Origin of the sequence: Aquibium carbonis, from assembly GCF_003970795.1 — a bacterium.
Classification (GTDB): Bacteria; Pseudomonadota; Alphaproteobacteria; order Rhizobiales; family Rhizobiaceae; genus Aquibium; species Aquibium carbonis.
In genome coordinates, this window is record NZ_RWKW01000051.1 from 47,844 (window position 1) to 73,664 (window position 25,821).

At 66.9% G+C, this 25,821-nt stretch carries 20 protein-coding genes; 11 read left to right on the forward strand and 9 right to left on the reverse strand.

What is annotated here, in order from left to right:
* Window positions 1-112: 112 nt before the first annotated feature.
* Window positions 113-4,801, reverse strand: coding sequence for a hypothetical protein (locus EJC49_RS14280; protein WP_126700609.1), 4,689 nt, complete (start codon window positions 4,799-4,801; stop codon window positions 113-115).
* 156 nt (window positions 4,802-4,957) lie between these two features.
* Between EJC49_RS14280 and EJC49_RS14285 the strand changes: the two genes are divergently transcribed.
* The gene (locus tag EJC49_RS14285; RefSeq protein ID WP_126700610.1) at window positions 4,958-5,422 is read left to right on the forward strand and encodes a hypothetical protein; all 465 of its coding nucleotides are present in this window, start codon (window positions 4,958-4,960) and stop codon (window positions 5,420-5,422) included.
* A 19-nt stretch (window positions 5,423-5,441) separates the two neighbouring features.
* On the opposite strand, the gene EJC49_RS14290 is transcribed toward EJC49_RS14285, so the two are convergent.
* From EJC49_RS14290 to EJC49_RS14305, 4 genes are all read right to left on the reverse strand, one after another.
* Window positions 5,442-6,011 (reverse strand): LemA family protein, encoded by a 570-nt coding sequence (locus tag EJC49_RS14290; protein ID WP_126700611.1) that lies wholly within the window; start codon window positions 6,009-6,011, stop codon window positions 5,442-5,444.
* Between the two features lie 9 nt (window positions 6,012-6,020).
* Entirely contained in the window at window positions 6,021-6,992 is a 972-nt protein-coding gene (locus EJC49_RS14295) for a hypothetical protein (RefSeq protein ID WP_126700612.1), read from the reverse strand.
* A gap of 2 nt (window positions 6,993-6,994) precedes the next feature.
* On the reverse strand, window positions 6,995-7,432 hold the full coding sequence (locus EJC49_RS14300) for a hypothetical protein (RefSeq protein ID WP_126700613.1): 438 nt from the start codon (window positions 7,430-7,432) through the stop codon (window positions 6,995-6,997).
* An 87-nt stretch (window positions 7,433-7,519) separates the two neighbouring features.
* Window positions 7,520-8,143: a hypothetical protein gene (locus EJC49_RS14305; RefSeq protein ID WP_126700614.1), complete on the reverse strand. Its 624-nt coding sequence runs from the start codon at window positions 8,141-8,143 to the stop codon at window positions 7,520-7,522.
* A gap of 193 nt (window positions 8,144-8,336) precedes the next feature.
* Here EJC49_RS14305 and EJC49_RS14310 point away from each other — a divergent pair, with 193 nt between their 5' ends.
* Both EJC49_RS14310 and EJC49_RS14315 read left to right on the forward strand, forming a co-directional pair.
* Window positions 8,337-10,157 carry a serine aminopeptidase domain-containing protein gene (locus EJC49_RS14310; RefSeq protein ID WP_126700615.1) on the forward strand — a complete coding sequence of 607 codons (1,821 nt, stop codon included), beginning with the start codon at window positions 8,337-8,339 and terminating at the stop codon, window positions 10,155-10,157.
* A gap of 121 nt (window positions 10,158-10,278) precedes the next feature.
* Complete coding sequence (locus tag EJC49_RS14315) at window positions 10,279-11,529, forward strand: sodium:solute symporter family transporter (protein WP_170314716.1); 1,251 nt, start codon at window positions 10,279-10,281, stop codon at window positions 11,527-11,529.
* A gap of 227 nt (window positions 11,530-11,756) precedes the next feature.
* On the opposite strand, the gene EJC49_RS14320 is transcribed toward EJC49_RS14315, so the two are convergent.
* Complete coding sequence (locus EJC49_RS14320) at window positions 11,757-13,124, reverse strand: amidase (RefSeq protein ID WP_126700617.1); 1,368 nt, start codon at window positions 13,122-13,124, stop codon at window positions 11,757-11,759.
* 17 nt (window positions 13,125-13,141) lie between these two features.
* Window positions 13,142-14,146, reverse strand: a complete 1,005-nt coding sequence (locus EJC49_RS14325) for a LacI family DNA-binding transcriptional regulator (RefSeq protein WP_170314717.1) — start codon at window positions 14,144-14,146, stop codon at window positions 13,142-13,144.
* Window positions 14,147-14,288: 142 nt separating this feature from the next.
* Between EJC49_RS14325 and EJC49_RS14330 the strand changes: the two genes are divergently transcribed.
* From EJC49_RS14330 to EJC49_RS14365, 8 genes are read left to right on the forward strand one after another with little or no spacing between them, the layout of a single operon-like run.
* Window positions 14,289-15,563, forward strand: a complete 1,275-nt coding sequence (locus EJC49_RS14330; protein WP_126700619.1) for a M20/M25/M40 family metallo-hydrolase — start codon at window positions 14,289-14,291, stop codon at window positions 15,561-15,563.
* A 36-nt stretch (window positions 15,564-15,599) separates the two neighbouring features.
* The gene (locus EJC49_RS14335) at window positions 15,600-17,177 is read left to right on the forward strand and encodes an ABC transporter substrate-binding protein (protein WP_126700620.1); all 1,578 of its coding nucleotides are present in this window, start codon (window positions 15,600-15,602) and stop codon (window positions 17,175-17,177) included.
* The gene (locus EJC49_RS14340) at window positions 17,174-18,478 is read left to right on the forward strand and encodes an NAD(P)/FAD-dependent oxidoreductase (protein ID WP_126700621.1); all 1,305 of its coding nucleotides are present in this window, start codon (window positions 17,174-17,176) and stop codon (window positions 18,476-18,478) included. The genes EJC49_RS14335 and EJC49_RS14340 overlap by 4 nt, the downstream gene beginning before the upstream one ends.
* A gap of 23 nt (window positions 18,479-18,501) precedes the next feature.
* Entirely contained in the window at window positions 18,502-19,179 is a 678-nt protein-coding gene (locus tag EJC49_RS14345) for a DUF1028 domain-containing protein (protein ID WP_126700622.1), read from the forward strand.
* A 39-nt stretch (window positions 19,180-19,218) separates the two neighbouring features.
* Window positions 19,219-20,160: an ABC transporter permease gene (locus EJC49_RS14350; RefSeq protein ID WP_126700623.1), complete on the forward strand. Its 942-nt coding sequence runs from the start codon at window positions 19,219-19,221 to the stop codon at window positions 20,158-20,160.
* Window positions 20,157-21,026 carry an ABC transporter permease gene (locus EJC49_RS14355; RefSeq protein ID WP_126700624.1) on the forward strand — a complete coding sequence of 290 codons (870 nt, stop codon included), beginning with the start codon at window positions 20,157-20,159 and terminating at the stop codon, window positions 21,024-21,026. Before EJC49_RS14350 ends, EJC49_RS14355 begins: the two co-directional genes overlap by 4 nt.
* A gap of 13 nt (window positions 21,027-21,039) precedes the next feature.
* Window positions 21,040-22,053: an ABC transporter ATP-binding protein gene (locus EJC49_RS14360; protein WP_126700625.1), complete on the forward strand. Its 1,014-nt coding sequence runs from the start codon at window positions 21,040-21,042 to the stop codon at window positions 22,051-22,053.
* Window positions 22,050-23,108 (forward strand): ABC transporter ATP-binding protein, encoded by a 1,059-nt coding sequence (locus EJC49_RS14365; RefSeq protein ID WP_126700626.1) that lies wholly within the window; start codon window positions 22,050-22,052, stop codon window positions 23,106-23,108. Before EJC49_RS14360 ends, EJC49_RS14365 begins: the two co-directional genes overlap by 4 nt.
* A gap of 212 nt (window positions 23,109-23,320) precedes the next feature.
* Here EJC49_RS14365 and EJC49_RS14375 read toward each other — a convergent pair whose 3' ends face one another.
* Window positions 23,321-24,076: a FecR family protein gene (locus EJC49_RS14375; protein WP_126700627.1), complete on the reverse strand. Its 756-nt coding sequence runs from the start codon at window positions 24,074-24,076 to the stop codon at window positions 23,321-23,323.
* 283 nt (window positions 24,077-24,359) lie between these two features.
* Window positions 24,360-25,820: an aldo/keto reductase gene (locus tag EJC49_RS14380; RefSeq protein ID WP_126700628.1), complete on the reverse strand. Its 1,461-nt coding sequence runs from the start codon at window positions 25,818-25,820 to the stop codon at window positions 24,360-24,362.
* Window position 25,821: the final 1 nt, after the last annotated feature.

Here is a 25,821-nt window from a genome sequence, read left to right on the forward strand (position 1 = left end):
GGGACCGCTGCCGGATGCCGAGCTCCAGGAGCACGGCTTCGGCGGTCGACCGGTTCCGGGGCATTCTCCTAGACCGATGGCGGCATCATCGCCGGTACGACGGCGAGCCGTCTCATCGCGCTTCGCCCGACAGCCGCATCCGGAACGGCCCGGCGACGCCGCCCGTTCGGTGGTTCCAGACGAGGAAGCTGCCGGCCGGCACGACGTATCCGGTGACGGCGGCGACAATATCGGGGGTCGTCACGACCGCGCGCCAGGGATGGGTCTCGGTCGGCTCGGGCTCGCGCAGCATCGCGCCGACCGTCCGGCCGGCGATCTGGCGGTCGTCCGCGCCGAGGCCCACGCCGTCGAGACGCCGGTCGAGGATGACGGACACGAACTCGTCCTCGCCATGCGCGAAACTCGGGTCGCCCATGGTCGCGAAGGCCATTTCCGTCGCGACCTCAACCAAGACGCAATCGCGGCCCGAAAGGATCGAACCGGGCGGCACGAAATGGCGCATCAGCTCGCGCATCGCCGCCCAGGCACGGAAACTCTCATCGCGCGTCAGGCGACGGCGGTCCATGCAGGCAGTCCGGTCCCCCGGCCGCGCGTGGTCGCCGCCGAGAAGCCCTTCGGGCGGCGTGACGAAGGCGACGACGCCGGCAAGTTCGCCGATCTGCTGAAGCTCGCCCGTCATCGGCACCGCGTAGGTGTAGGGCGCGCCGGACAGCCAGTTGGCCAGCTCGATCTCCGGCTCGGGCCGCGCGTCATAGGCGACGGCCCGGTCGGCGCGGGCCGGCGACGGGACAGGCTCGGCCGGCAGAAAGTCCGAGGCGAAGGAGAAGCCGCCGTCCGGCAAATCGGGGTCCAGCCCGAGATCGCGCAGCTCCGCCAGCATGCGGGCGCAGTCGGCCGGCGAGGGATCGCGGGTGGAGCCCATGCCAAAACCCTGGTCGATCGCGTAGCCGCGCAGGAACTGAACCATCTCCGTGCCGCCTTTCGCCAGGAGCTTCGAAGTGAACGCGGTGTAGGCGCGGCAGGCACGGCTTTCGGCCGGATCGCGACCGGGCCGGCGAAGTTGACCATCGACATCGATCAGCACCCGGACGACGCCCCAGCCGCCATCGTCAAGCGCCGGATCGACGCCGTAGTCCCACAGATGGAGCATCGCGTCGTAGCAGAGGTCCGGACGCCGCTGCCCCGAAAGCGAGAGGCCGACCTCAACGAACAGGCCGTCGATGAACCCGCCCATGCCCATGCCGCCCGAGAATGTCAGCGTGGCCGCGAAGGCGTCGAGCGTGGCGCACGGGTCCGGCGCGTCCGGCGCGGACCAGTTGCCGCCATTGTCGACGAAGGTGTTGAAGACGTTCACCGAATTGTCGACCAGGTAGACATTGCCCTGCCTTGGGCCGCCACCCGTTTGGCCCGACTGGCCGTTGTTGCGCGTGTCGGGCACGAGCACGATGGCGTTGAGCCGGTCGAGGGCGCGCTGGCACTTGGCCTCGGTCTGCTCGCCGCCGAAGGCAAGCCCGACATCGGCATAGATCGAGCGAATGGCCTGGACCAGTTCCGATCCGGCCTCTGCATTCATCTCGGCGGTGCGGCGCTCGAGCGACTCGCAGACGGCGTTCGGTTCCGGCTTCGGCGGCACGGGGATATTGACCGGATCGGTGTTGGCGACGTCCCGGTTGTCCGCTGCGGGCTTCGGATCGGGGCCAGGCACTGGGTCAGGCATGGGGCCAGAGCTCGTAGTGCGCGCTCCCAGCCAGATATCATGCCCGGGACTGTGCGTGGGAAATCTCTCGATCTCGAGAAAGCGGTTCCCATCCCTGGACAGGAAAAGCATCCTCTCGGTTTCCAGAACGACGGCACCGGGGGGGGTGTAGGAATACGCTTTCGCCTCCCCGCCGACAAAGTCGCGGAACGACTGGCCCGCGAGTTCGGGAAACACGTCGGGGATCGTCTGATGACGGACGGTGAAGTCGTCCGGGGCGTAGGCGCCGAGCACGCTGTCCAGCGTGCCGCGACCGACATCGACATGGCGTTCATCCGTGTTGACCACTTTGCCGGCCCGCACGGGGCGCATCTCGATCCGGTCGCCGAAGACAGTCAGCCTGGCGACCAGGTCATCCATGACGCCAAAGGCCTTCCCGTAGCTCGCGACTTGTCTGTAATTCCGGACCTTGAAGTCGCCGGTGCTCCCGGCCGCCTCCTGAGGCTTCGGATCCGGCGCGTCGGTCCTTGTCCGCTCGAAGGCCGCCACGACCACGTTTCTCGGCGGCTGCCCGATCGTGGCGAAATCCATCATGCTTCCGGCGAGCCGCGGTCCATCGGTGAACAGCAGCGCTCTGTCGCCCGCGACCAACAGCACGGTTTCATCGCCAAGAACATTCTGCTCGTCCACCCACCCCAGCCTCGTGCCGCCGCCGCCGGCCAGAAGCGCTTCCGGCGTGCCGATCCACTCCATGAGGGAAGCCGCGCCCGTTCCCGGCATCGGTTTTTCGAGATGGGAGCGGAACTGTTCGATATCGGCATTGAGCGTCGCGAAGGTCGAAACGAAAGGTCCGTTCGTCTCGACAGCCGAATACTGGCCGCTCTGGCCGGACATCTCGAAGCCGGACAGGGTCGGCCTGAGCGCAGCTGCGGTCTGCCAGATGCCCATCGCCGGCAGTGATTCATGCGGCTGGCCGACCATCCGCCACGTGCCGACGACCGGACCCGCAGCCACCGGATCCTGCGGCTTCGGGCCCGCGCTGCCGCTGCCCATGCCGCCGTCATCCTTTGCCGGATCGAGGCCGGCCTCGGCCATGTCGTCGAGCATCTGCTTGCACTGGTCATCGAGGGGGTGGCCGGACGCGCCGATCTTCTGGTTCGCGAGGATCGCGTCGAGCCTGGCCGTCAGCGCAGGCAGGTTCTTCTGCCGGCGCAACGAATCGTCCCTGGCCCACGCCTCGCAAGCGCCGGGCGCGGGATCGTCCGGCCGCGCGACATAGGCCCGGTCGTCCAGGGAAGGCGCCAGCAAGGTCTCGCTGGCGCCGAGTTTCTCGAACAGATAGGTGTTGTCGGGCTGCGCGCCGAAGGCTGCGGCGGCCGTCATCTGCACCATCAGAGTTCCGGTCCCGGACGGGCGCAGGCGCATGCGCAGGTCGGAATAGGCCGGAAAATCCTTGCCGAAGGCCCGCAGGCCCTCCAGCGCATCATAGGGCCACCGGTCGTCGCCCGTCGGGTCGAGCCGAACCGCATTCGCGAGGGGACCGTCGTCCCGGCCGAGTTCGCAAAGCGCCTGGGTGCGCGGGAACGTCTCGCAGGTGCCGTCCGTGTTCCAGACCTTGATCGCGCCCGAGATCGGACCGAGATCATCGCCGGCAAGCTCCAGCAGGATGACATTGCCGCGCCGGTTCGGTCCCGATGACCAGACCCATGATCCTGCAAGCGGGGACTCCACGGCTGGTTTCGCCTCGGCGCCGTCGAACGAAGGCACCGGGCGAAGCGGCGTCGCGCGCCGCACCAGGCGGATCGGCTGTCCGTCGAAGACGTCGTCGGTCGGGTGCGCCGCCGACAGTGACAGCTCGTCCACGGCGACCCGCCTGATGCGCATGTTGGCGTCGATGCCGAAGTCCTTCGTCTTGACGCTCTCGCCGCGCCCGGCGACGAAACCTGCCCGGCCGTCCCACGACCCCTCGAAACTCAACGCGAAGGGCTGGCGCTTCTCGACGACCTCGTGGAACCAGATGAAGGCGCGGGACGGATTGCGAGGAAAGCTCCCCTTGGCCTGATCGTCGAAGGCGTGGAAGGTCGCCGTCGCCTCGCCCTCCCCGTTCATCTCGATGTCGGCTTCGATGACCAGCGGCCCGACGTTTCCGATCCACTGGCCGTTCATCATGTCGGGCGCGCTTCGCGTCGGCGCGACCTGGCGGAGGGGCCGGTCGGCCCGCGCGAAGGTGACGTAGACCGGCGGCACGCCGCCCAGCCCCGCCCCGGTGAAGACGATCTGCAGGTTCCCGGACGGCGTCGGCTTCAACTCGGCGCCGGCGCCGATGCGGTCGGGGAACTCGCCTTCGCGCGTCAGCACCGTCGTCCAGAATGCGTGCGGCTGGTCGGGCTGGCGGGCCGCGGTGGCGCTCATCGAGAACGCACGCTCCGAGCCGGCGATCCGGTGCCATTCGTCGAGAGGCCGGCTTGACGGGACAGGCAGGGCCCGGTCGGCAAAGGCCGACACGGTCACCGCCACCCGGTCGTCATCGACCGCCTCGATGCGGGTTTCGAGCGTCAGCCCGCCATCGGCGCCGATCCAGTTGCCAACGAGCGCCTGCGGAGCGGTGCGCACGTCGCGCTTGCGCGCGACCAGGGTCATGGTGTCCGTCGCACCATCAAACCGCTCCAGCGTGATCAGAAGCTTGGCGAGCGGAGCCGCCGTTCCCTCTTCCAACGTCAACTCAAGCGTCGCCCCGGAATTGATGTCCGCGCCGGTGAGGACCGGCTGACCGCGCGCCGTGCTCATATTGGCGTCAAGCGCAAACGGCCCGTCCTTGCTCAGCCGCTCGCAGACATAGAGATGGAACCGGTCGCCCGGTCTGGCTCGCCCGCAGTCCGCGTCGAACGTGCCCGTGGGCGTGATCTCTCCCGATAGCGTCCGCATCCCGCCAGGGGAGCCCGACTGAACCTGAACGTCGAAGGTGAAGGTGAAGCCCGGGCCGTTGAAGGTCTGCCAGCGGCCAAGCATTTCGGCTGCGGCCGGCCCGTTCATGGCCACGAGCGACAGGGAAAGGGCCAGGATGAGCGCGGCGGCTCTCGTCAGGCACGCAATCGAAGCAAGCATCGTCGGTCCTCCGGCAACAGGGAATCTCCGGCCTTGCCGGATCGTGAAACCCATGTCGCGCGATCGCCTGCCGCCGCGCGTCACTCAAATGAGTGACGCGCGCAAGTCCCCCGAAAGGCCATGAAGGCGTCATGACACCAACCTGGGAGCGACATCATGAAATCCTGGAAAAAGAAGGCGCTGGCCGTCGCGGGACTGCTCGGGCTCGCGCCCGCCATCGCGGCGTGCAGCGGAAGCGAAGCCGCCTCCGACCCGAACAGCCTGACGATCAAGGTTTCGACCGAGCTGTCCGGCGCGGCTTGCCGCCCCGTCGCCGACTACTCGATCGGCAAGGATCACGCGCTGCGACTCGTGAACTATCGGGTCACGATGACCGGCCCCGGCGAACAGGACACGACGCGGATCCCGACCGGCGAGGTGCTGCACCTGTCCGGCGCTGTGAAGAAGGCGCGCGGCATCTCGCTCCACAACCACGACGCCAAATGCGCCGAGATGACCGTCGTTTGGGACCAGTTCGAGTGCGAGAACGAGGACCGGCAGAAAATGGCGTGTCCGTCGATCGTGCTGACCGGCGGCAGCGAGTTCAAGAGCGTGGAGGTCGTGCCGCCTCAACCGGAATGACCGGAGGGCCGCAGCGCCGTCAAAGCTCGATCCGGGGCCGCTCGTAGGTGACGGCACGCTCTGCCTCAGTCATCTCGAACGGCTTTGCCTGTCGGAAACGATGGAGCGCAGCGACGATGTTGCCGGGAAACGTCACGATGCGTGCGTTCAGGTTCTGGACATTTCCGTTGTAGAGCCGCCGGGATGCAGCGATCTGATCTTCCGTTTCCTCAAGCTGCTTCTGGAACGTCGCGACGTTTGCCGTGGCGGTGATGTCCGGATTGTCCTCGGCATAGGCGATCAGCCCCCGGAGCGAACCGGCGAGCGCCGCTTCGGCCTGCGCCATCGTCTCGGGGTCGTGGCCCGCCATGGCCTTCACGGCTTCCATCCGCGCATCGAGGATGCGGTCGAAGATCGCGTTCTCGTGCCTGAGCGCCGATTTCACCGCCGTCACCAGGCCGGGCACCAAGTCATGACGCCGCTTGAGCTGCACCTCGATGCCTGCCCAGCCCTGGTCGACCTGCGTCACGGCGCGACCGAGGCCGTTGTGGACAAGGATGTAGGCGCCGAGCAGCACGACGAGCAGCAGGATCAGGACGAGACCGGTCAAATCGACCTCCTATTCGACGAAACGCTTGAACGACACGGCCGCTTCGGCGAACTGCTCGACCAGCGCACCGAAACGGGCGGCGACGACCTCATCCTCGTCGCTCATGATGCGGTCATTGCCGGCGAAGTAGACGGTCGCTCCATCGATTATGAGTTGCGCCTGATAGCGGTCGTGCAGGTCGATCAGCATCGACTGCGTCGCCGGCGTCAGAGCGCGCAGCAGCGCCAACTGGCCGCCGTCGCCGACACGATCATCCGCGATCGAGATGTTGAACCGGTCGTTGAACTCGACGGATTCCGTCTTGATGTCGCGCCATCCGTCCCGGTCGAAGGCTTCGGCCAGAAGGTGCGCGCGGATGCCGGTGTCGCGCTCGAGATCGTAGGCGACGACCATGTTGAACAGCTTGCCCTGAAGGCCGCGGCCGCCGAAGCCGTCCTTCCTGATGGTCTCCACGGCGATCGTCGCGTCGACCTCGTACTGCTGGAGGCCCAGCCAGAACGGTATTTTGGCTTCCGTGTCGCCCCAGTACATCGCCTGGAGCTGCAAGGGGATGAGCTGGCCGGCGCGCGGCCTGCACAGGTCCGGGATCGTCTGGTAGACGCGTGCGGCGAAAGGATCGACCGGTCTTCGGCGACGCGTGCCCTTCCGGGGTCTCATCTGCGGTTCGATCAGCCGGAAGCCCCAATCGTTCTTCTCAGCGAGCCGGAAGAACAGCCGGTCACGCCTGGCCGCCGTCCTGGCGAGCAAGTCGCCGCCGAACAGGCCGACGACGGAAACCACGAGAGCCGGAACGCCGAACCATGCCGCCGGCCGCCAGAAGAACGCGATCACGATCGCGATGGAGGCGGCGATGGCCAGCAGGCCGAACACCGTGTTGACCCAGCCGGGCAGCTTGACGCCCTCGCCCGGCTCGGCGACATGCTGTCTCTCGAAGGGAAGCGTTCCGGCGAACGGATCCCAGACCTTGCGACCGACCGCCATGATCACCGCGCCTCGAAGACGAGGACGACTTTGCGATAGCCGCCGACCGAGCAGCCGCTCCGCCGGACGGGCGCGCGCCCTTCCATCGTGATGACACCTGAATCGTCCATCCATCCAACGACACCGAAGGACGCCGGCTGACATCCCCGCCGGAAGACATGCGCCCGGCCATCGATCCTGGCGCCTCCCGCTAGGTCGTGGATCCGGCCGCGGAACAGCACGGTGCCCGGGCGAACCCCCTGATCGGCGATCCCGCTGCGCGGCCGATCGTATTCGATCACCATCCGGCCGTCGCAGACGTGCACGTCCATCGGCGAGCCGTTGTGATCGTAGCTGGCGCTGTCGCAAGCGGCATGGGCGGCGGAGCCCGACGCCAGCAATGCCAGCATGCACGCAACGAACAGCCCGAAAACGCCCGCGCGGTTCTTCCAGCCCATCATCACCCACCTCCATCGCCCACCGGTTGGGGCCAATCTGCGTTCGGTGCGACGGGTCCTGCGTCACACATTTGAGTGACAGGCACGGTTCTACTGTTCCGAGAAGGCCTGGAGGACCGCCTCGTAGTGGATGAGTCGCGGCTGCTCGTCAGAGCCGAACTCCTGGAACTGGCCGGAATAGGACAGTTTGAGGGCGCTGCGCGAAAGCTGCTCGACGCCGAAATGCGGCGATCCGACCGGATAGTAGCCGACGCCCTCAACCTCGACGCTCCCGGGCATCGGGCCGGTGATGTAGTAGTTGGTCTCGTCGTTCTGTGGCTCGTCGCCACGCGGGAGAAGCATGCCGGTCGTGCTGAACACCGGCTGCCCGCCAAGGGCCGACGCGCTGAGCCCGGTCAGCGCATACTTGCAGCCGGCGCCTGCGATCATCGCGGCCATTCCGATCATCCGGTCCTGAGACAAGGAATAGCTGACGTCGCCGGCGACCTGGATCGTCAGCCGACCCGGCACCTGAAAGAGCTCGATGCCCGGCGCGGACATCACGTGCTTCACGGCCATGCCTCGCTCGAAGAAGGTGACGCAGGCACGGACGGGCGAAGCCTGCTCCGGCCTGGCCGGGGATGCGGGAAGCGCGGCGAAGGCGCTCGCCAGCGCGATCAGGGGGAGTGCCTTCTTCCGGCGCGCCGTTCCGGGCGCCTGCCTGCAACTGGACATTCCGTTCCCGTTCCTTTTCGATCCGGACCTCGATGGACGACGCGACCCGATCCCGTCGCGGGAACAGTTACGCGCACAACCCGACGTCCTGCGTCACCCATTTGGGGGACCTGTCATCTCCCGATAAAAAAGCCCGTTCATTTGCAGTTCAGCTTCGCGCGTCAGATAGTATCGTCAAGACTTGGGGAGAACGATGCGAACGCTTGAAGCATCATCGCGGTATCTGGTCGGCAGCGGCAACGAATTGCTGCTGTTCCGCTCGTGGCGTGCCGGTTCGCGCGCCCCCGTCGCCTATATCGGCCACAGCCAGCCGACGCATTCCGGCAACGTGGTCGCGCTCGCCGAATCGCTTTGCCGCCTCGGCTTGAATGTCCATGCGGGCGACCTGCGCGGCCACGGGGCCTCGGTGTCCGCGCGCCAGCCGCTCGGGCATCTCGACCGCGACGACGGATGGGAACGCCTGATCGGGGACATGCGCCAGTTCCTCTCGGTCTCCTTCGAAGGCGTGCCGTGGGAAGACCGGCTGATCGTGGCGCCCAACATCAGCGGTCTCCTGACCCTCGAACTGCTCAAGACCGAGCCCGACCTCGCCCGCAACATCGTGCTGATATCGCCTCCCCCGAACCAGAGGGCGCTCTGGATGCTCGCGCGGTCCTTCGCCAAGGCGCGCTCGCTGATCCGCGATCCCGACCTGCCGGACGAGCATACGCTGCATCACCTCTACACCTTCCTCGGAGCACAGCTCGAGGACCGAAAGCACCTGGCCGACGTCGTATCCGCCGATCGCGGCATCGTCGATTCGCTCATCAGAGACCCGGCTGCATGGCCGACGCCGACGCTCTCGTACTGGCTCTCGATCTTCAGAGGGTTTCAGCAGGCGTGGGACTGGCCGCGGGCGGACCGCATCCGTGACGGCACGCGCATCCTGCTGATGTATGGCGCGGAAGACCCGATGATGGGGAATGGCGGCTTCGTGACACCGATGCGCGACTGGTTTCGCGCGCGCGGCGCGGGCGATGTGCAGTCCTATCGTGTCGAAGGCGCGCGGTCGGCCGTTTTCCTCGACGAGCGGCGCTTGAACGTGTCCGAGGCGATCATGGCGTGGTTCCGGGACGGCGCCTTGCCGAAGCAGATCGGCGAAAGGGAAACCGCCAATCTGGAAGACATTTCATCCCGCCTCCTGTCCAAACTCGGCAATCCGGATCTCGAGGCAGAGCTCAGCGCCGATGCGCTGGTCGAGCTTTGCTACAACGCGATCCAGGACGAAGAGCGCTGGACGGAGATGATCTACCGTATCGCACTCGCCATCGCGCGCAGCGAGCGCGGCAATGCCCAGCAGATCGAGATGCTGGTTACGACCCTGATGCCGCACTGGGATCGCGCCTACGAGCTCAACCGCCAGATCATGACCAACGCCGCGCTCGGCGTGGTGCTGCAGGACGTCATCGAACGTTTCGGTATCGGGATCGGGCTGATGACGAACGATTTCGGCATCGTCCACTGCAACGCGGCCTTCAGGGAGGCGCTCGGCCGCTGCGCGCCCGGCGGCCATGTCGGCGACGACATCCAGTCCGTCGAGGGCGCGCTGCGCGCCATCGCCTCGCCGCAGTTCAGGAGCGACGTCGAGCGGGGGCGCGGCGAGACGGTGCTCGTCGTCGACGGCGAGCCCGTCGGCATCCATTTCCGTCCGCAGACATTGCGCCAGACCGGGCTGCTCCGCGGCGGACCGTCCGGGGTCCTCGTCCTGCGCAAGCCGGACACCGATCCCGGCGAACGCGACGACTCGCGCACCGCGCTGCTGCAGCTGGCCTACGGGCTGACACAGCAGGAGGCCAATGTCGCGCTTCGCATCGCGGCGGGCCGCTCGCCCGAAGAGATCTGCACGGATCTGAGCCTTTCGATCCACACCGTCCGGACGCATCTCAAGCGCAGCTACGAAAAGGTCGGCGTGCAGGGGCAGACGGAGCTCGGGACCCGCATCATGGCCGGCCCCGTCGGCTGGCTCAGCGCATAAGTCGAGGACGCGCGCCCGCCGCCGATTCAGGACTTGATCCGCGACTGCCGTTGGCCCGTAGATGCCACAGTGCCAACCGTGCGGGGTGAGCGTTCTGTCGGGCTTTGTTCTTGCTGCGGTGATGGCCTTTCCCATCGCGATCGCCATCTTCCGGTCGCAAAGGATGGATGTGCCTGCCTTCGTGTTCAACGCCGGACGCAACTCTCTCTCGCAGATCACGGCAAGCGTGATCTGCGGCAACATCGGCATCGGCACCTTCGTCGCGATTTTCCTGTTCACGCGGGCGAGCCTGACGATCGGAATCTCGATCGCCATCGCCTACACGATGGGGTTGGTCGTCTGCGCGATCCTCGCCCGGCGCATTCACGAACTCTCGTCGCGACACGACACCTTCGGACTGGTCGATCTCATCGTCGTGACGCATGGGGTGCGCCATCCGCTGCTGATCTGGATGCCCGTGGCGGTCGTCTTCGTCCTGCGCATCATGGTCCAGATTGCTGCGCTGGCCCTTATCCTGACCGAGGCTTTCGGCCTTTCGCCGACGGCCTCGCTCGCCGTGGCGACCATCTCGTCCGGCAGCTACGTCGTCATCGGAGGATACAGGGCGGCGACGGAGACGGATATGTTCCACGCCTCGGTCATCCTCTCGATCCTGCTTTTCGTGGCCGCGACGATGCCCGCCGCCGGCGGGGAGATCGACCTTCTGGATCTCGGGCCATACACGCCCGTCCTGCTCGTCGGCATCTTCCTGTTTCTGCCATTCAGCGCCGTGCTCGGCATCGACAACTGGCAGCGGATCGCAACCGCCCGGACCGCAGAGGTCGCCACAAAGGCCTATGGTATCTGTGCGGTGGTCTGCGGCTTCTGCTATGCGACGATCGTCGCGGTGGCGGCGCTGCCCGGCGGCGGGACGGACGTCCTGGCGAGCTTCCGGGCACTGATGCCGCCCGGTGCGCCGTGGCTGGCCGATCTCCTCTTCGCCTGCGCGATCATATCCACGATCGACACCTTCATGGTGCCGCTGACCACCACTTTCGCGAGGCTCGGGCTGAACTTGAGTCAGCTCCGATGGCTGGTCGCGGGCCTTTTTGGCCTGGTGGCGGTGTTGACCGGCATGATGGGCGACCTGTTGTCGAACATCATCGCCGCCTTCAACAGCCTCGCCGTGTTTCTGCCTGCCGTCTTCGGCGCGCTGGTGCTGCGCGCCCCCAAGCCCCAAGCCGCGATCTCATCCATGGTCATCGGCGTGGCTGCCAGCCTGCTGCTCACGACGATCGATGTGAGCTCCTCGGCTCCGATCGGCTTTGCCGTCAGCGTTGCGACCTACTGGCTGGTCCATCAGGCCCGCCTCCTTCGGCGGGCGACCGACTGAATCCGTGAGCGATGAACCCATGTCGGGTCTTCTCCGCACCGGTCTGGTCGGCGACCTCAAGCGCAGCCTCCACGGACTGCTTCACTACCGGGGCGACGGTGGCTTCCGGCTTCGGACAGGACGCCGAAGCCCAACGCGATCGCCGGCTTTTTCGGGATGGACGTGCAGATCCCGATCGACGGTTGCGCACACCACGACCCGGATGTCCAGAGCGAGATCGGGATGCGTCAGCCTCGGGACCGAAGCCGCGCCTCGATCCGACCGGCCAGGGCCAGCAGGTGCGAATCGCTGCCGTGGGCGCCCGTCAGCATGAAGCCGACCGGCGCCTCCTGTCCGAGCCGGATCGGCAGGGAGATGGACGCCCCGTCGAGACAGTTGGCGATGGCCGTGGTGCGCAACACGGTTCTGTTCAGCCTCCGGTAGTCCTCGTCGCGCTCGAGCTCGGACAGACGCGGAGGGAGGATCGAGACCGTCGGCGTGGCGAGGAACGTGTTTTCGCCGAATTCGTCCCGGAACTGCCGCGCCAGCGCCCGCCGGCGATTCATGATGTCGTCGTAGCGGGTTTCGCTCACGCCGGCGCCGGCCATCATCCGGGCGCGGACCCTCGGATCGTAGGGGCTGTCGGGGTCCGCGAGATGGCGGGCGTGATGGCGATAGGATTCATAGATGGAGATGACGCTTTCGGCATTCATGCGGTCGACGTCGTCCAGCAGGCCGATGCGCGAGTGGCCGATCGCGAAGCCCGCATCGCGCAGCGCGCGCAGCGCCTGTTCGAACGCCGCGCCGACCACATCGTCGACACCCCAGCGCAGGACGTTGTCGGGAACGATGATGGTGGGGGTATCGGCCGGCGTCGGCGTCGTCGGTGGACCGCCGTGCAGGATTTCGTCGAGAGCCGCACAGCACGCGACCGTGTTCGCCAGCGGCCCGACGCTGTCGAGCGTGGCGGACAAGGGAAAGCAGCCGACGCTCGAGACCCGGCTCGCCGTCGGCTTGAAGCCGACGATGCCGTTGAAGGCCGCCGGGATCCGGCACGATCCGCCGGTGTCCGTGCCGATCGCCGCGGCGGCCATCCCCCAGGCGACGCTGGTTGCCGCCCCCGACGAGGACCCTCCGGGAATGCGCCCGCCTTGCCGATCCCAGGCATTGAGCGGCGTGCCGAAATGCGGATTGAGGCCGAGGCCCGAATAGGCGAATTCGGTCATGTTGGTCCTGCCGATGACGATGAATCCCGCCCGCCTCAGCCGCGCGATCGCGTCGGCATCCTTCGCGGCGGGAGGCGCCCCTCGCAGCAGCAGCGATCCGGCCCGGGTCACCTCGCCGGCCAGATCGAACAGATCCTTGACGGTCACGGGAATGCCGGCGAAGGGCGGCAGCGTGGCTCCTGCCGCCCGCGCCTCGTCGATCGCTTCGGCCTCCGCGCGCGCCTTGTCGAGGCGGAGCGCGGTGAAGCTGCACTGTCCGTCCTCGCCCGCCGCCTCGATCCGGCGCGCCGCGTGGTCGACGAGGACGCGGCTCGACAGATCGCCTGCCGCGAGCCTGCCGGCGAGCGTGCGCAGATCGTCGAACCGGATGGCGGCTTCGGGCGAGTTCATGATCGTGACACCCTGTTTCAGGAGCTTCCGCGGACGACGAGATCGTAGCCGACGTCGCGCAAGGGAATCTCGGCCCGCGGCTGGTTGATGCGGGTGACGAGCATCTCGGCGGCGTTCCAACCGATCTGATAGCCATGGGTGCGGATGGTCGTCAGACCCGGCGGCACCTCGGCTGCGATCTCGAAATCGCCGAAGCCGGCCACGGCAAGCTGGTCGGGAACCCGCACGCCCTGCCTCTGGCACTCGAAAAGCACGCCGACGGCGAGAATGTCGGACGCGCACAGCACGGCATCGATGTCGCGGCTCGCTTCCTGCAATTTCCGCAGGCCCAGCGCGCCACCCCGAAAGCTCGACGCATCCTGATAGAGATCGCCGGCATCGAGCGGCGAGACGACGCTCGTCGGTTCGAGACCGGCGGACCCGAGCTCGTCCTTCAGGCCGCGAAGGCGTTCGAGATAGCGGTCGAGACCGATCGCGGGGTAATCGATGTAGCCGATCGTCCGGTAGCCGCGATCGACGAGATGCCGCGTGATCCGGCGCGCGGCTTCGTAGTTGTCGAATCCGGTGGCCATGTCGATGAACGGCCCCCGGGTTTCCCAGGTCTCGACCACCGGCATGTGCGCCGCCTTCAGCAGATCGATCGTCTCGTGCCCGTGCCGCGTGCCGGTCAGCACCATCCCGTCCGGACGCCGCTGCATGAAGGCCTTCACCACGGCGGCTTCATCCTCCATCGAATAGCCGGTGTTGGCGATCATGAAATGATAGGAGGCCTGCCGCAGGTAGTCGGCCATGCCCTGGATGCTGGTGGCGTTGTTGGAGTTGCGCAGCGACGGCACGACGATGCCGATCATGCTCGTTCGCCCCGAGGCGAGGTTGCCGGCGATGCTGTTGGGCGAGAAGCCGAGCCTGCGGCCTGTCTCGAGCACCTTCTCGCGGGTACGCTGCGCGACCGAGTCCGGACGCTTGTAGACGCGCGACACCGTCATCAGGGAAACACCGGCTTCGCGGGCGACGTCGGCCATCGTCGACCACCCCATCCCCCGCCTCATCGAACCGTCGGACATCACGCTCCCTCGAATCTTATTTCCCAACCTACTTGACATCGTCGATTCGTTGAAGCGAAATGTGAGCGCTAACGTTAGCGCTAACAATTCAGGGGACGCCATGCCGACGGCGACGGACATCACCCGCCAGATCGAGGACTGGATCGAGGAGGACCGCGACGAGATCGTCGCCTTCCTCAGCGGGTTCCTGCAGGCGAAGTCGCCCAACCCGCCGGGCGACACCCGCGAGGCGAGCGCCTATGTCGAAGCGTTCCTGACGCGGAACGCGCTGCCCTACCGCCTGGTGTCGGCGCAGGACCACCTGCCCAACATCGTCGGGTCCATCGACGGCGCCAGCGCCGGCCGCCACCTGGTTCTCAACGGACACATGGACGTGTTTCCCGCCATCGAGGACATTCCCGGCGAGCGCGGCCAGTGGAGCGGCGACGTCACCGAGGGGCGCGTTTACGGCCGCGGCGCCGCCGACATGAAGTGCGGCACGACCGCCGCGCTCTTCGCCTATCGCTACGCCGCCCGCCTCAAGGACAGGCTGACCGGACGCCTCACCCTGACCGTGGTTTCCGACGAGGAGACGGGCGGCCGCTGGGGCACCGGCTACCTGATGGAGACGATCCCCGACGAGGTGGTCGGCGACTGCTGCCTCGACGGCGAGCCGAGCGGCCTGGCGACGCTGCGCTTCGGCGAAAAGGGCGCCCTGCGCGCCGTCCTGACGACGAAGACCAAGGGCGCGCATGGCGCCTATCCGCATCTCAGCGAGAGCGCGGTGAAGATCGCCGCCATGCTGGTGCGGGATCTCGAAAGCCTCGCCGAGCTGGAGCCGGAGCTTCCCGACCACATCGTCCGCATTCTCGCGCAGCCCGACACGCAGACAGCGATGGATGCCAGCCTGGGCGACGGCGCCGCCGCCATCGTCGGCAAGGCGACGGTGAATGTCGGCGTCATCCGGGGCGGCCTGAAGGTGAACATGATGCCCGACGAATGCGTGCTGGAGGTCGAGATCCGGATGCCGCCGGGACTGGCGCGGGCCCGCGTGGAAAAGGCGCTCGGCGACGTGCTGGCGCGCTATCCATCCACCAGCTGCCAGATCCGGAACGACCACAGCTACGAATCGAGCTGGTGCGACCCCGACCACGAGATGGCGGCGATCCTGCAGGACGTCGCGGAAGGCGTGACCGGGCGCCGGCCCTTGCCGATCATCAGCCTGGGCGGCTCGGACGCGCGCTACTGGCGCTATCGCGGCGTGCCCGCCTATCTCTACGGCCCCTCCCCCAAGACGATGGGCCGGCGCAACGAGCACGTGACGATCGACGAGCTTCTGACGGTCGTGAAGGTCCACGCAATCAGCGCGGTCCGCTATCTCTGCCGTGAGAATTGAAGACCACCACCACCACCACAAGAAAAGGGGAATGACATGAGAAAGACAAGTCTACTGCTGCTGGCACTGTCGGTGTCCGCCGCCGCGCTGATGGGTCCTGCCCAGGCGCAGGACACGGTCACGGTCCTGGTGCGAAACGATTCCGTCGGCTTCGATCCGCACAAGGTCACCGGACGCGGCGCGGCCGAAATCCTGTTCATGATGGCCGACACGCTGGTCGCCGTCGAGGACGACCAGAAGACGCTGCATCCGTTGCTGGCGAAGTCGTGGGACGTTTCCGAGGACGGACTGGAATACACCTTCCACATCCGCGACGACGCATCCTTCTGCGACGGCAAGAAGCTCACCGCGGCGGACGTCGCCTATTCGCTGAACCGCCTCGTCGATCCCGCGACGCGTTCGCCGGCGGCATGGCGTCTCGGTTCGGTCAAGGAGATCGTCGCCGCCGACGATTACACGGTGCGCTACACGCTGAACAAGCCGCACAACGAACTGCTTCTGCACCTCGCGCAGAGCTTCGGTTCGATCATCGACAAGGACGACGTCGAACGGCTGGGCGCGGATTTCGGCGTCAAGGGCCTCAACGGCACGGGACCGTTCTGCTGGTCGCAGTGGATGCCGCGTGACAATTTCACGCTGACGCGCCACGACGCCTACACCTGGGGGCCGTCCTTCTACGACAACCAGGGTCCGGCCCTCGTCGACACCATCGTCTGGAAGGTGGTTCCCGAGGAAGGCGCGATCCTCGCCTCCATGCAGACCGGCGCCGGCGACATCTCCTATGTGATGCCGGAATGGGCGATCGCCCAGCTGAGCGCGGCGCCGAACCTGACCGTGGCCGAGCCGCGCGTCTCCAACTACTCGGCCTATCTTGGACTGCGCCCGTTCCGCGAGATGACGAGCGACACCCGCGTCCGCCAGGCGATGAACCTCGCGGTCGATCGCGAGGCGCTCGCCGCAAGCATGTGGTTCGGCCAGGCCAATCCGGCGACGACGCTGGTCAGCCCCCGGACCATCGACTATTCGGGCGAGTACCAGGCTTCCTACGATCCGGACAAGGCGCGCGCGCTGCTCGACGAGGCCGGTTGGGAGCTGTCTTCCGACGGCTTCCGCTACAAGGACGGCAAGCGCCTGACGCCTTCCATCCTCGCGGCCGGCACGTCCGGCTGGCGTTCGCGTCTCGAGGCGATCCAGGGCTACATGAAGGAGGTCGGCATCGATCTCCAGCTGCAGCTGGTCGAGCCGGCCGCGGCCATGGCCCAGATCAACACGTCGAACGAGTTCGACGGCTACGCGCTGTTCTCGCCCTATGCCACGGCCGGTGAAGTGCTGATGATGTTCCATTCGGCCAATATTCCCGCGCCGAACCGGTTCCACTGGAAGAGCGACGAGACGGACGCCCAGCTCGAGGCGGGACAGACCGCGCTCGTCGACGCCGACAAGAGCACGGCCTATGCCGCGGTGCAGAAGACCGTCGCCGAAGAGGCGCTGCTGATCCCGCTGGTGCATGAGAAGCTGTTCCTGTTCACCACCGACCGGGTGAAGAACGTCAGGGTGCACGGCATCTACAACAGCGCCCTCTACAAGGGCCTCGACATCGAGGTCGCGAAATGAACCAGGCGCTGTCGGCTGATTTCAAGCCGGAGCCCTATTGGTGGGACGATGTTCCGCGGCGCTCGGCCGCGGAACAGGACCTGCCCGGCGAGACGGACGTCGTCGTCGTCGGGTCAGGCTATGCGGGCCTGTCATGCGCCATCGAACTGGCACGGCAGGGACGCTCCGTCACGGTCATCGAAGCCCGCAGCCTCGGCTTCGGCGCAAGCAGCCGCAGCGTCGGCATGATCGGCGGCCGCTTGCGGCAGTCGCTGGCGACCCTGTCGCAGCGCTTCGGCGCGGCCAAGGCGAGAGAACTTCTCAACGAGACCCGCGACGCGTTCGGCTGGTTCCTGCGCTTCGTCGCCGACGAGGCGATCGAATGCGACCTGCGCCTGACGGGCCGGCTGATCTGCGCCTGGACGCCGAAGGACCTGGCGGCGCTTGGCCGGCAGCGCGACGTGCTGGCCACGTTCGACATCCGCGCGGACATGATCGACACGAAAGACCTGAGCGCGCGGATCCGCACCCCGCTCTATCATGGCGCGATGCTGCTGCCCGACGATGGCGGCCTGCATCCCTCGCGCTACCATGACGGGCTGATCAGGAGCGCGCTGGCGCGCGGCGTCGGCCTCGTCTCCGACACGCCCGTCACCGGGGTCGAACGGTCAGGGGCGTCGTTCCTGATCCAGACGACGCGCGGCGGGGTGAAAGCCCGCCAGGTGGTGCTGGCGACGAACGCATACACAGGACCCGAATTCTCGTGGTTCCGGCGGCGGATCATTCCGGTCGGAAGCCACATGATGGCGACGGAGCCGATGGCGCCGGAGACACTCGATGCCGTGCTGCCGACGGACAGCCTCGTCAACGACACCCGCAGCCTCGCCTATGCCATTCGCAAGAGCCCGGACGGCACGCGGCTTCTGGTCGGCGGGCGGGCACTGTCCAGCAACTCCGTCGATGCGCGCGATGTCGCGATCCGCCTCATGAAGGTTCTCAGGCAGGTGCTGCCCGGGCTGCCCATGGTGAAGGCGAGCCATGGCTGGGAAGGCAATGTCGGCTTCACGCTGGATCGCATTCCCCACATGGGCGTGCAGAACGGCATCCACTACGTGACGGGCTGCAACGGCTCCGGCATCGTCATGGCCTCCTATCTCGGCATGCGCGCGGCCCGCCTCGTCTGCGACATCGACGAGCCGAGCTCGTTTTCCGGAAACGCCTTCAAGGCCCTGCCCTTCTATTCGGGCAAGGCGTGGTTCATGCCCGTCATCTCGGCCTCGATGGGCTTGAACGACCGGCTGCGCGCCCTGCTCCAGAAATAATACCGAGCACAGAGGATATCGGAATGACCTTCTCACTGATTGCCCGCGATGCGGACACCGGCATGTTCGGCATCGGCATAACGACCTCGTCCATCGCGGTCGGCAACCGGTGCCCATGGGTGCGTGCCAAGGTCGGCGCGGTCACCACGCAGCACCGGAGCGACATTCGGCTCGGGCCGAAAGGCCTCGACCTGCTGGAACGCGGTCTCAGCGCCCAGGAAACCGTCGACCGGCTGATCGCGGAAAGCGAGTTTCCGGACCAGCGCCAGGTCGCGGCGATCGACCGCGACGGCAAGACCGCCTTCTTCTGCGGACCGAAGATCCCGTCGCTCAATTCCGGGTACCAGGGCAAGAACTGCGTCTCGACCGGCAACGTGATTGCCAACACCGACGTGCCGCGTGCGATGGTGGAGTGCTATGAAGCATCGCTCGACCTGGATTTCGTGGAGCGCCTGCTGGCCGCCATCGACGCCGGCCTCGCCGCCGGGGGCGAAACGCAGCCCCTGATGTCGGCGGCGCTGCTGGTGGCGGACGAACAGGACTGGCCGCTGGTCGACCTACGCGTCGACCATGAACCCAATCCCGAGAGAAAGCTGCGGTCGTTGTGGGAAACATACAAGCCGCAAACCGAGCACTTCATCACGCAGGTTCTTCGCCCCAACGAGGTGAAGCCGCAGGTGCGCGTGCCGCAGCCGACCTAAGGTGGTCCTTTTTCGCCAACCCCCGGGGAGACCCAATCCATGCTGAGATATGCCGTGCAGCGCCTGTTGCTGGCAGTTCCCGTTACGCTGGGCGTGCTTCTGATCGGGTTCATCCTGCTGAACCTCGTGCCCTCCGACCCCGCGACCGTTCGCGCGGGGCCGAGCGCCAGCGCGGAGGTCATCGCCCAGATCCGAACGGAGATGGGTCTCGACAGGCCATTGTGGGAACAGTTCCTGCGCTATGTCGGCAATGTCCTGTCCGGTGATCTCGGCACCTCCCTGGTCAACAACATGCCGGTGACGGAGGAACTGTCGCGCGCCTTCGGCGCCACGCTCGAACTGGTCGTGCTCTGTCTTCTGTGGGCGTTGCCGAGCGCCATCCTGCTCGGCATGTTCGCGGCGTCGCGCCGCGGAACGCTGTGGGACCGCCTGATCATGGGCGGATCGGTCGCCGGCGTCTCCCTGCCGGTCTTCCTCATCGGCATGACCCTGTTGTGGGTGTTCGGCTACAAGCTCCAGGTGCTGCCGTTCACCGGTCGCGGCGGCCCGCTGTGGACGGTCGATGGCCTGCGCCATGCCATCCTTCCATCGGTCTGTCTGGGGCTGATCTTCATCGGCCCGGTGGCGCGGATGACGCGCACCTCGATGCTCGAGACGCTCAAGGCCGATCACGTCCGCACCGCCCGCGCCAAGGGGCTGAGCGAGCGGGTGGTGATCTTCCGCCACGGCCTGCGCAATGCGCTGATACCCGTGACGACGCTGGTCGGACTGCAGATCGGTTACCTGCTCGGCGGCGCCATCGTCACGGAAACCATCTTCTCCTGGCCGGGCGTCGGCCGTCTCGCCGTCGGCGCGATCGTCGCCAACGACATCCCGGTCGCCCAGGGCGCGATCATTGCCTTGTCGCTGGGGTTCATCGCCATGAACCTGATCGTCGATCTCCTCTACGCGGCCCTGGATCCGAGGGTACAAGCAAAATGACGTCGCACGCCTCCACACCGGCCGCAGATGCCAGGCCCGCCCGCTACCTCCTCGCCGCGCTTGGACGCGATCCGGTGTCTTGCATCGCGCTGGCGATGCTGACGACGCTGTTCCTGTGCGCGGCGCTCGCACCGTGGCTTGCGCCCTATGATCCGCTCCAGATCAACATGAGCAGGGTTCTGCAGAGCCCTTCCCTCGATCATGTCTTCGGGACCGACGGCCAGGGGCGCGACATCTTCAGCCGCAGCATGTTCGGACTGCGCGTGACGATCATGCTCGGCTTTGCCGCGATCTTCGTTGGCGGCACCATCGGCACGCTGGTCGGCCTGCTGGCCGCCTTCTACCCCCGCACGGACACGCTCCTCATGCGGCTGATGGACATCATCCTGTCCTTTCCGGCCATCCTGTTCGGCCTCGCGGTCGCGGCCATCATCGGGTCTGGAACGACCGCGGTCATCATCGCGCTTTCCGTTTCGACGACGCCGCTGGTTGCCCGCATCGCGCGGGGCGCGGCGCTGATGGTGCTGGCACAGGACTATGTCAGCAGCGGCCGGGCGATCGGCCTGCACGACTGGACGTTGCTGCGACGCTACGTGCTGCCGAACTGCGTGTCCACGATCGTCGTGTTCCTGACCCTGCGCCTGGGACAGGCCATCCTTCTGGGTGCTTCGCTGAGCTTCCTCGGCCTGGGAACGCAGCCGCCGACGCCTGAACTGGGAACGATGGCGGCGCAGGGAATCGGCTTCTTCTTCTTTGCCCCCCACGTCACGCTCATCCCCAGCGTGACGATCTTCCTGCTGGTCCTGTCGATGAACATCCTCGGCGATTCCCTGCGTGACATCCTCGATCCGCGACTGCGAAGCTGAGAGGTCGAACTCGATGAACGACGACACGAACACCGCAGTCCCGAACGCCAGGCCCGTCCTCGACGTCCGCGACTTCAGCGTCGACCTCACCGCCGGCAAGACGATCTCGCCGATCGTGGACAAGGTGAGCTTCGAGGTCCACGAAGGCCGGACGCTCGGGATCGTCGGCGAGTCCGGATGCGGGAAGAGCATGCTGTCGCTCGGCATCATGAAGCTGGTGCCCTCCCCGCCGGCGCGCATCGCCGGCGGCCAGGTGCTGCTCGACGGCACCGACCTGGTTCCGTATTCGAACGGGCAGATGCAGGAGATCCGCGGCAACCGCATCTCGATGATCTTCCAGGAGCCGATGACCAGCCTCAACCCGGTCTACACGGTCGGCTACCAGATCATCGAGGCGCTCCGCGCGCATTCGTCGATGACGTCGGCGCAGGCAAGAAGCCGCGCCATCGACCTTTTGCGGCAAGTCGGGATCTCCAACCCCGAGAAGCGGGTCGACGAATACCCCCATCGCCTGTCCGGCGGCATGCGCCAGCGGATCGTGATCGCCATCGCGCTCGCCTGCAATCCGCGCGTGCTGATCGCCGACGAGCCGACCACGGCGCTCGACGTGACCATCCAGGCGCAGATCCTGGACCTGATGCGGTCGCTCAAGTCGGAGTCCGGCACGGCGATCATCCTCATTTCCCACGACCTCGGCGTCATCGCGGAAATGGCCGACGACGTGGTGGTGATGTATGCAGGGCGCATCATCGAACAGGCCCCGGTCCACAGCCTGTTTGCCGCCCCTTCCCACCCCTACACGCAAGGCCTGCTCGCCTCGATACCGACCGTCGACGGCGATCAGGAGCGCCTGCAGCCCATTCCCGGAACGGTGCCGCCGCCTCACGACCGGCCGGACGGCTGCGCCTTCAATCCCAGATGCAGGTTCAGCGACGCAAAATGCCGGACTGAACGACCGCCGCTCGAAGAGAAGATCAGCGGACACAAGGTCGCCTGCTGGCACACGGACCTGGGAGCACAGCCATGACCGAGCGGAACGAGACTCCAGTCCTCGAGGTGGAGAACCTGACCAAGCATTTCGCGGTGGGCAGCCGCGGCTTGTTCGGCGGCGGCAAGCAGACCGTGAAAGCGCTAGACGGCGTCAGCTTCACCGTCGGCAAGGGCAAGACGATCGCGATCGTCGGCGAGAGCGGCTGCGGCAAGTCAACGCTCGGCCGCACCCTGCTGCGCCTGGAACAACCCACCAGCGGCAAGGTGAGGCTCGACGGCATCGACGTCACCGCCGCCAGTGCCTCGGCCCTGCGTGCCATGCGCCGCAAGATGCAGATCGTCTTCCAGGATCCGTTCTCCTCGCTTCATCCCAAGATGACGGCCGCGCAGCTCGTCGCCGAACCGATGCTCCTCCACAAAGTGGCGACGAAGAAGGACGCCCGGGCCCGGGTCGCCGCCCTGTTCGACCTCGTCGGGCTCGCGCCGTACCAGATGGATCGCTACCCGCACCAGTTCAGCGGCGGGCAGCGCCAGCGCATCGCCATCGCCAGGGCGCTCGCCGTCGAACCCAGCCTCATCGTCTGCGACGAACCGGTCTCCGCGCTCGATGTCTCGATCCAGGCGCAGATCATCAATCTGCTGACCGATCTGCAGGCGAAACTCGGCGTCAGCTACGTGTTCATTTCCCACGATCTCGGCGTCGTTCGCTACATCAGCGACGAGATCGCGGTGATGTATCTCGGCCGGGTGGTCGAGCAAGGGACGAAGCGGGAGCTGTTTTCCTCTCCGCGCCATCCCTACACCCAGGCATTGCTGTCGGCCGTGCCGCGGCCGGACCCTTCCTACCGCTCGCAGCGGATCGTGCTGAAGGGGGATCTGCCAAACCCACTCTCGCCGCCGCCCGGCTGCAGATTCTCCAGCCGCTGCGGCCATGCGCGCGACATCTGCCGTCGACAGGAACCGCAGCTCGACGCAGCGTCGCCCAGCCATCGGGTCGCCTGCCACTTCTGGAAGGATCTGGGCAGCCTTCCCGGCCGCGACGCCGCCCGCGCCGACACGGCCGCGACGCTTCCGGCAAGCCACAACGCCTGAGGTCCGCGACCGGCCCGAGGACGTTCGCGACGGCATCGACGCGGCGCGGCTTTCTCGGTCGGCCGTTCGCTTCGCTCACGCCTCCTTCGCTCGCGCCTCCGGGGGCGGCCGAAAGGCCGGGGGCGCGGCGCGATCGTGCTCAGGTTCGCGGGTCGAGCGCTCGCGGGCACATGGCGCCCGTTCGATCCTCAGCCGTCGCTGTCATCACCGCCCTAGTCGCCGCCATAGTCACCCCCGCTGTCGCCGGGAGCCTCCGAACCGGCGCCGTCGCGGCCTTCCGAGGAACTGGGCGCGGTGGCGCTGGCGAAGCCGCAGGCGGTTCCGGTGCGGAAGCTCGCCGACAGGGGCTGGTCACCGGTGAGGAACGGCAACGCCCACACGTTCGAAACCTGACGCAGGACGCCCTGGTTCACCCGCGCGGGAGACGTGATGCCTCCTCGCGGCGTGGCGACGACGTAATCGCAGCGGCGCTGCAAGTCGCGGCAACCGCTCGGTCCACAGAAGCGCGCCGCGCCGCTCAGCAGCACGACGGCCGTCACCCCGCCCTCGCCCACATAGATGTCGAGGGCGGTGCCACGGACGCCGATGATGCCGGCGGGGGTGTTGATCTTGTAGGCGGAAGGCCTGGAGCTGCCGCTGATCCACCTGAAGCTGCCCTTGGCGGCGTTCAGCGACAGGTCCTTGAACGTCCGGTCGCCGGCGAAGACGAACTTGTCGATGACGATCGACGAGTTCATGCCCACCGCGAACTTGGTGCCGTCCCGAAAGACGAACTCCCCGAGGCCGGTGTTGGACGTGGCGATGAGCTCGTCGCGATGAACGGGCGATTTCACGATCAGGCGGCGGCCATCACCGGTCACGGTCCGGTTGACGTAGACGGTTTCGCCGACCTGTTCGGCCGCAGGCGCCGGACCGGAGACCCAGGCAAGGATCGCAACAAGTAAAACTGTCTTCAATTTTGCTGACATCGCCGGACACCCTCAGGAGAGATCCAAGCGTCGACAGTAGCGGATTCAAGGATTGCAGGCAATCGGAGCTGCTTTTCAGTCGGGCCTCGTCGAACTCCGATGTTCTGCACCGGTTGCGGCTGGAATGTATACTCGACGAGTTGCATGATCTTGCACGCGCGACGGTCGTCGCGGCGTCGGAGCGTCAACCTTCGGGCGCCGAGATCGTCGACCCCGAGCGCCAGAACCGGCTTGCCGCCGCCTCGGCCGCGATGCCGCCGAAGGACCGGGCTTGCCGCCGCGCCTATCGCTCGACGATGGCTTCCGCCTCGATCTCCACCTCGTAGTCGCCGACCAGATTGCTCACCTCGACAAGGGTGTTGGCCGGCAGGACCTCGCCGAAGACGCGGCCATGGGCGCGTGAGACCGGCTCCCATTTCGAGGCATCGCGGACATAGATGCGGGTCCGCACGACGTCCTCCATGCCGCCGCCGAGCGCGTTGAGCGAGGCGGCGACCTTGTCGAGGATGTAGGTGGTCTGCGCGCCGGGATCGCCGGGCGCCACGCAGCGATTGGCGCCGTGGGTGGCCGTGGTGCCGGAGACCAGGATGCGCTCGCCGATGCGCAAGGCGCGGCTGTAGCCGGCAATGCCTTCCCAGATGCTGCCCGACGAGGCGCGCAGGCGGCCCGGACGACCCGGCACCTGGACGGCCTCGAAGACGGAGGGGATGGCGTCGAGATGGTGGGACAGATCGCCGGAGGCGGTCAGGTACGGCGGGCGGCGGTACTCGTCGCCGCAATCGCCGGGAATGGGGCGGGTTGCCGCGAAGGCTTCGGCAAGGCGGGCGCGGTCCTCGTCGTCGAGGGCGAAGGAGAAGAGCTTGAGATTGTCGACACGGTGCTCGCTCTCGGTGATGCGCGCGCCGATGATGGCGGCGGCGACGGCCTCGTGCTCCAGCACCCAGCGGGTGGCGACGTTGGAGATCGAGACGCCGTGCTTGCGGCCGATCCCGGCGGCGGCGGCCAGGATGCCCTGGAAGGCGGCCCAGCCGCCGGCCGCGTCGATGAAGCGCTTGTATTTCGACCGGCTCCAGTCGGCGATCGTTTCCGGTTCGGGCCTGCCCAGCCATCTGTCCGACAGGAAGCCGCCGCACAGCGTGCCATAGGCGAAGAGCTTCACCCCCGCACGACGGCACACCGCCGAGAGGTCGCCGGCGGCGCGGCGATCGACGAGCGAGAACGACACCTGGTTGCTGACCAGCGGAATGCCGTCGGCGAGCGCCAGCTCGAGGTGGGCGGCGTCGAAATTGGTGACGCCGATCTCGCCGATCAGGCCCTCGCGGCGAAGCTTGGCCATTTCGTGCAGCGCATCGAGCCAGGCGGGATGTTCGAAGGTCCACCAGTGGAGTTGCAGAAGGTCGACCCGTTCGACGCCGAGGCGATCCAGCCGATCCTGGACGCCGCGGCGCACGACGTCCGGTGTCATCGGACCGGGCTCGGGGCACCATTTGGTCATGGCGACCGGGCGGCCCTCGCCCGGGTGGCGCGCCAGCAACCGGCCGGCGATCAGCTCGGCGCTGCCGTAGTGGTCGGCCATGTCGAAGGTGTCGAAGCCCGCCGCCGCATAGGCGTCGAGCGCGTCGGCGGCTCCATCGAGTTCGAGCGGCGCGGCGTCCTTCTCGATGTCGGCGACCTGCCAGAGGCCGCAGACCAGTCGGCTGATGTCGAGGGAATCGGCAAGCTTGATGCGTTCGGGAACGTCCATG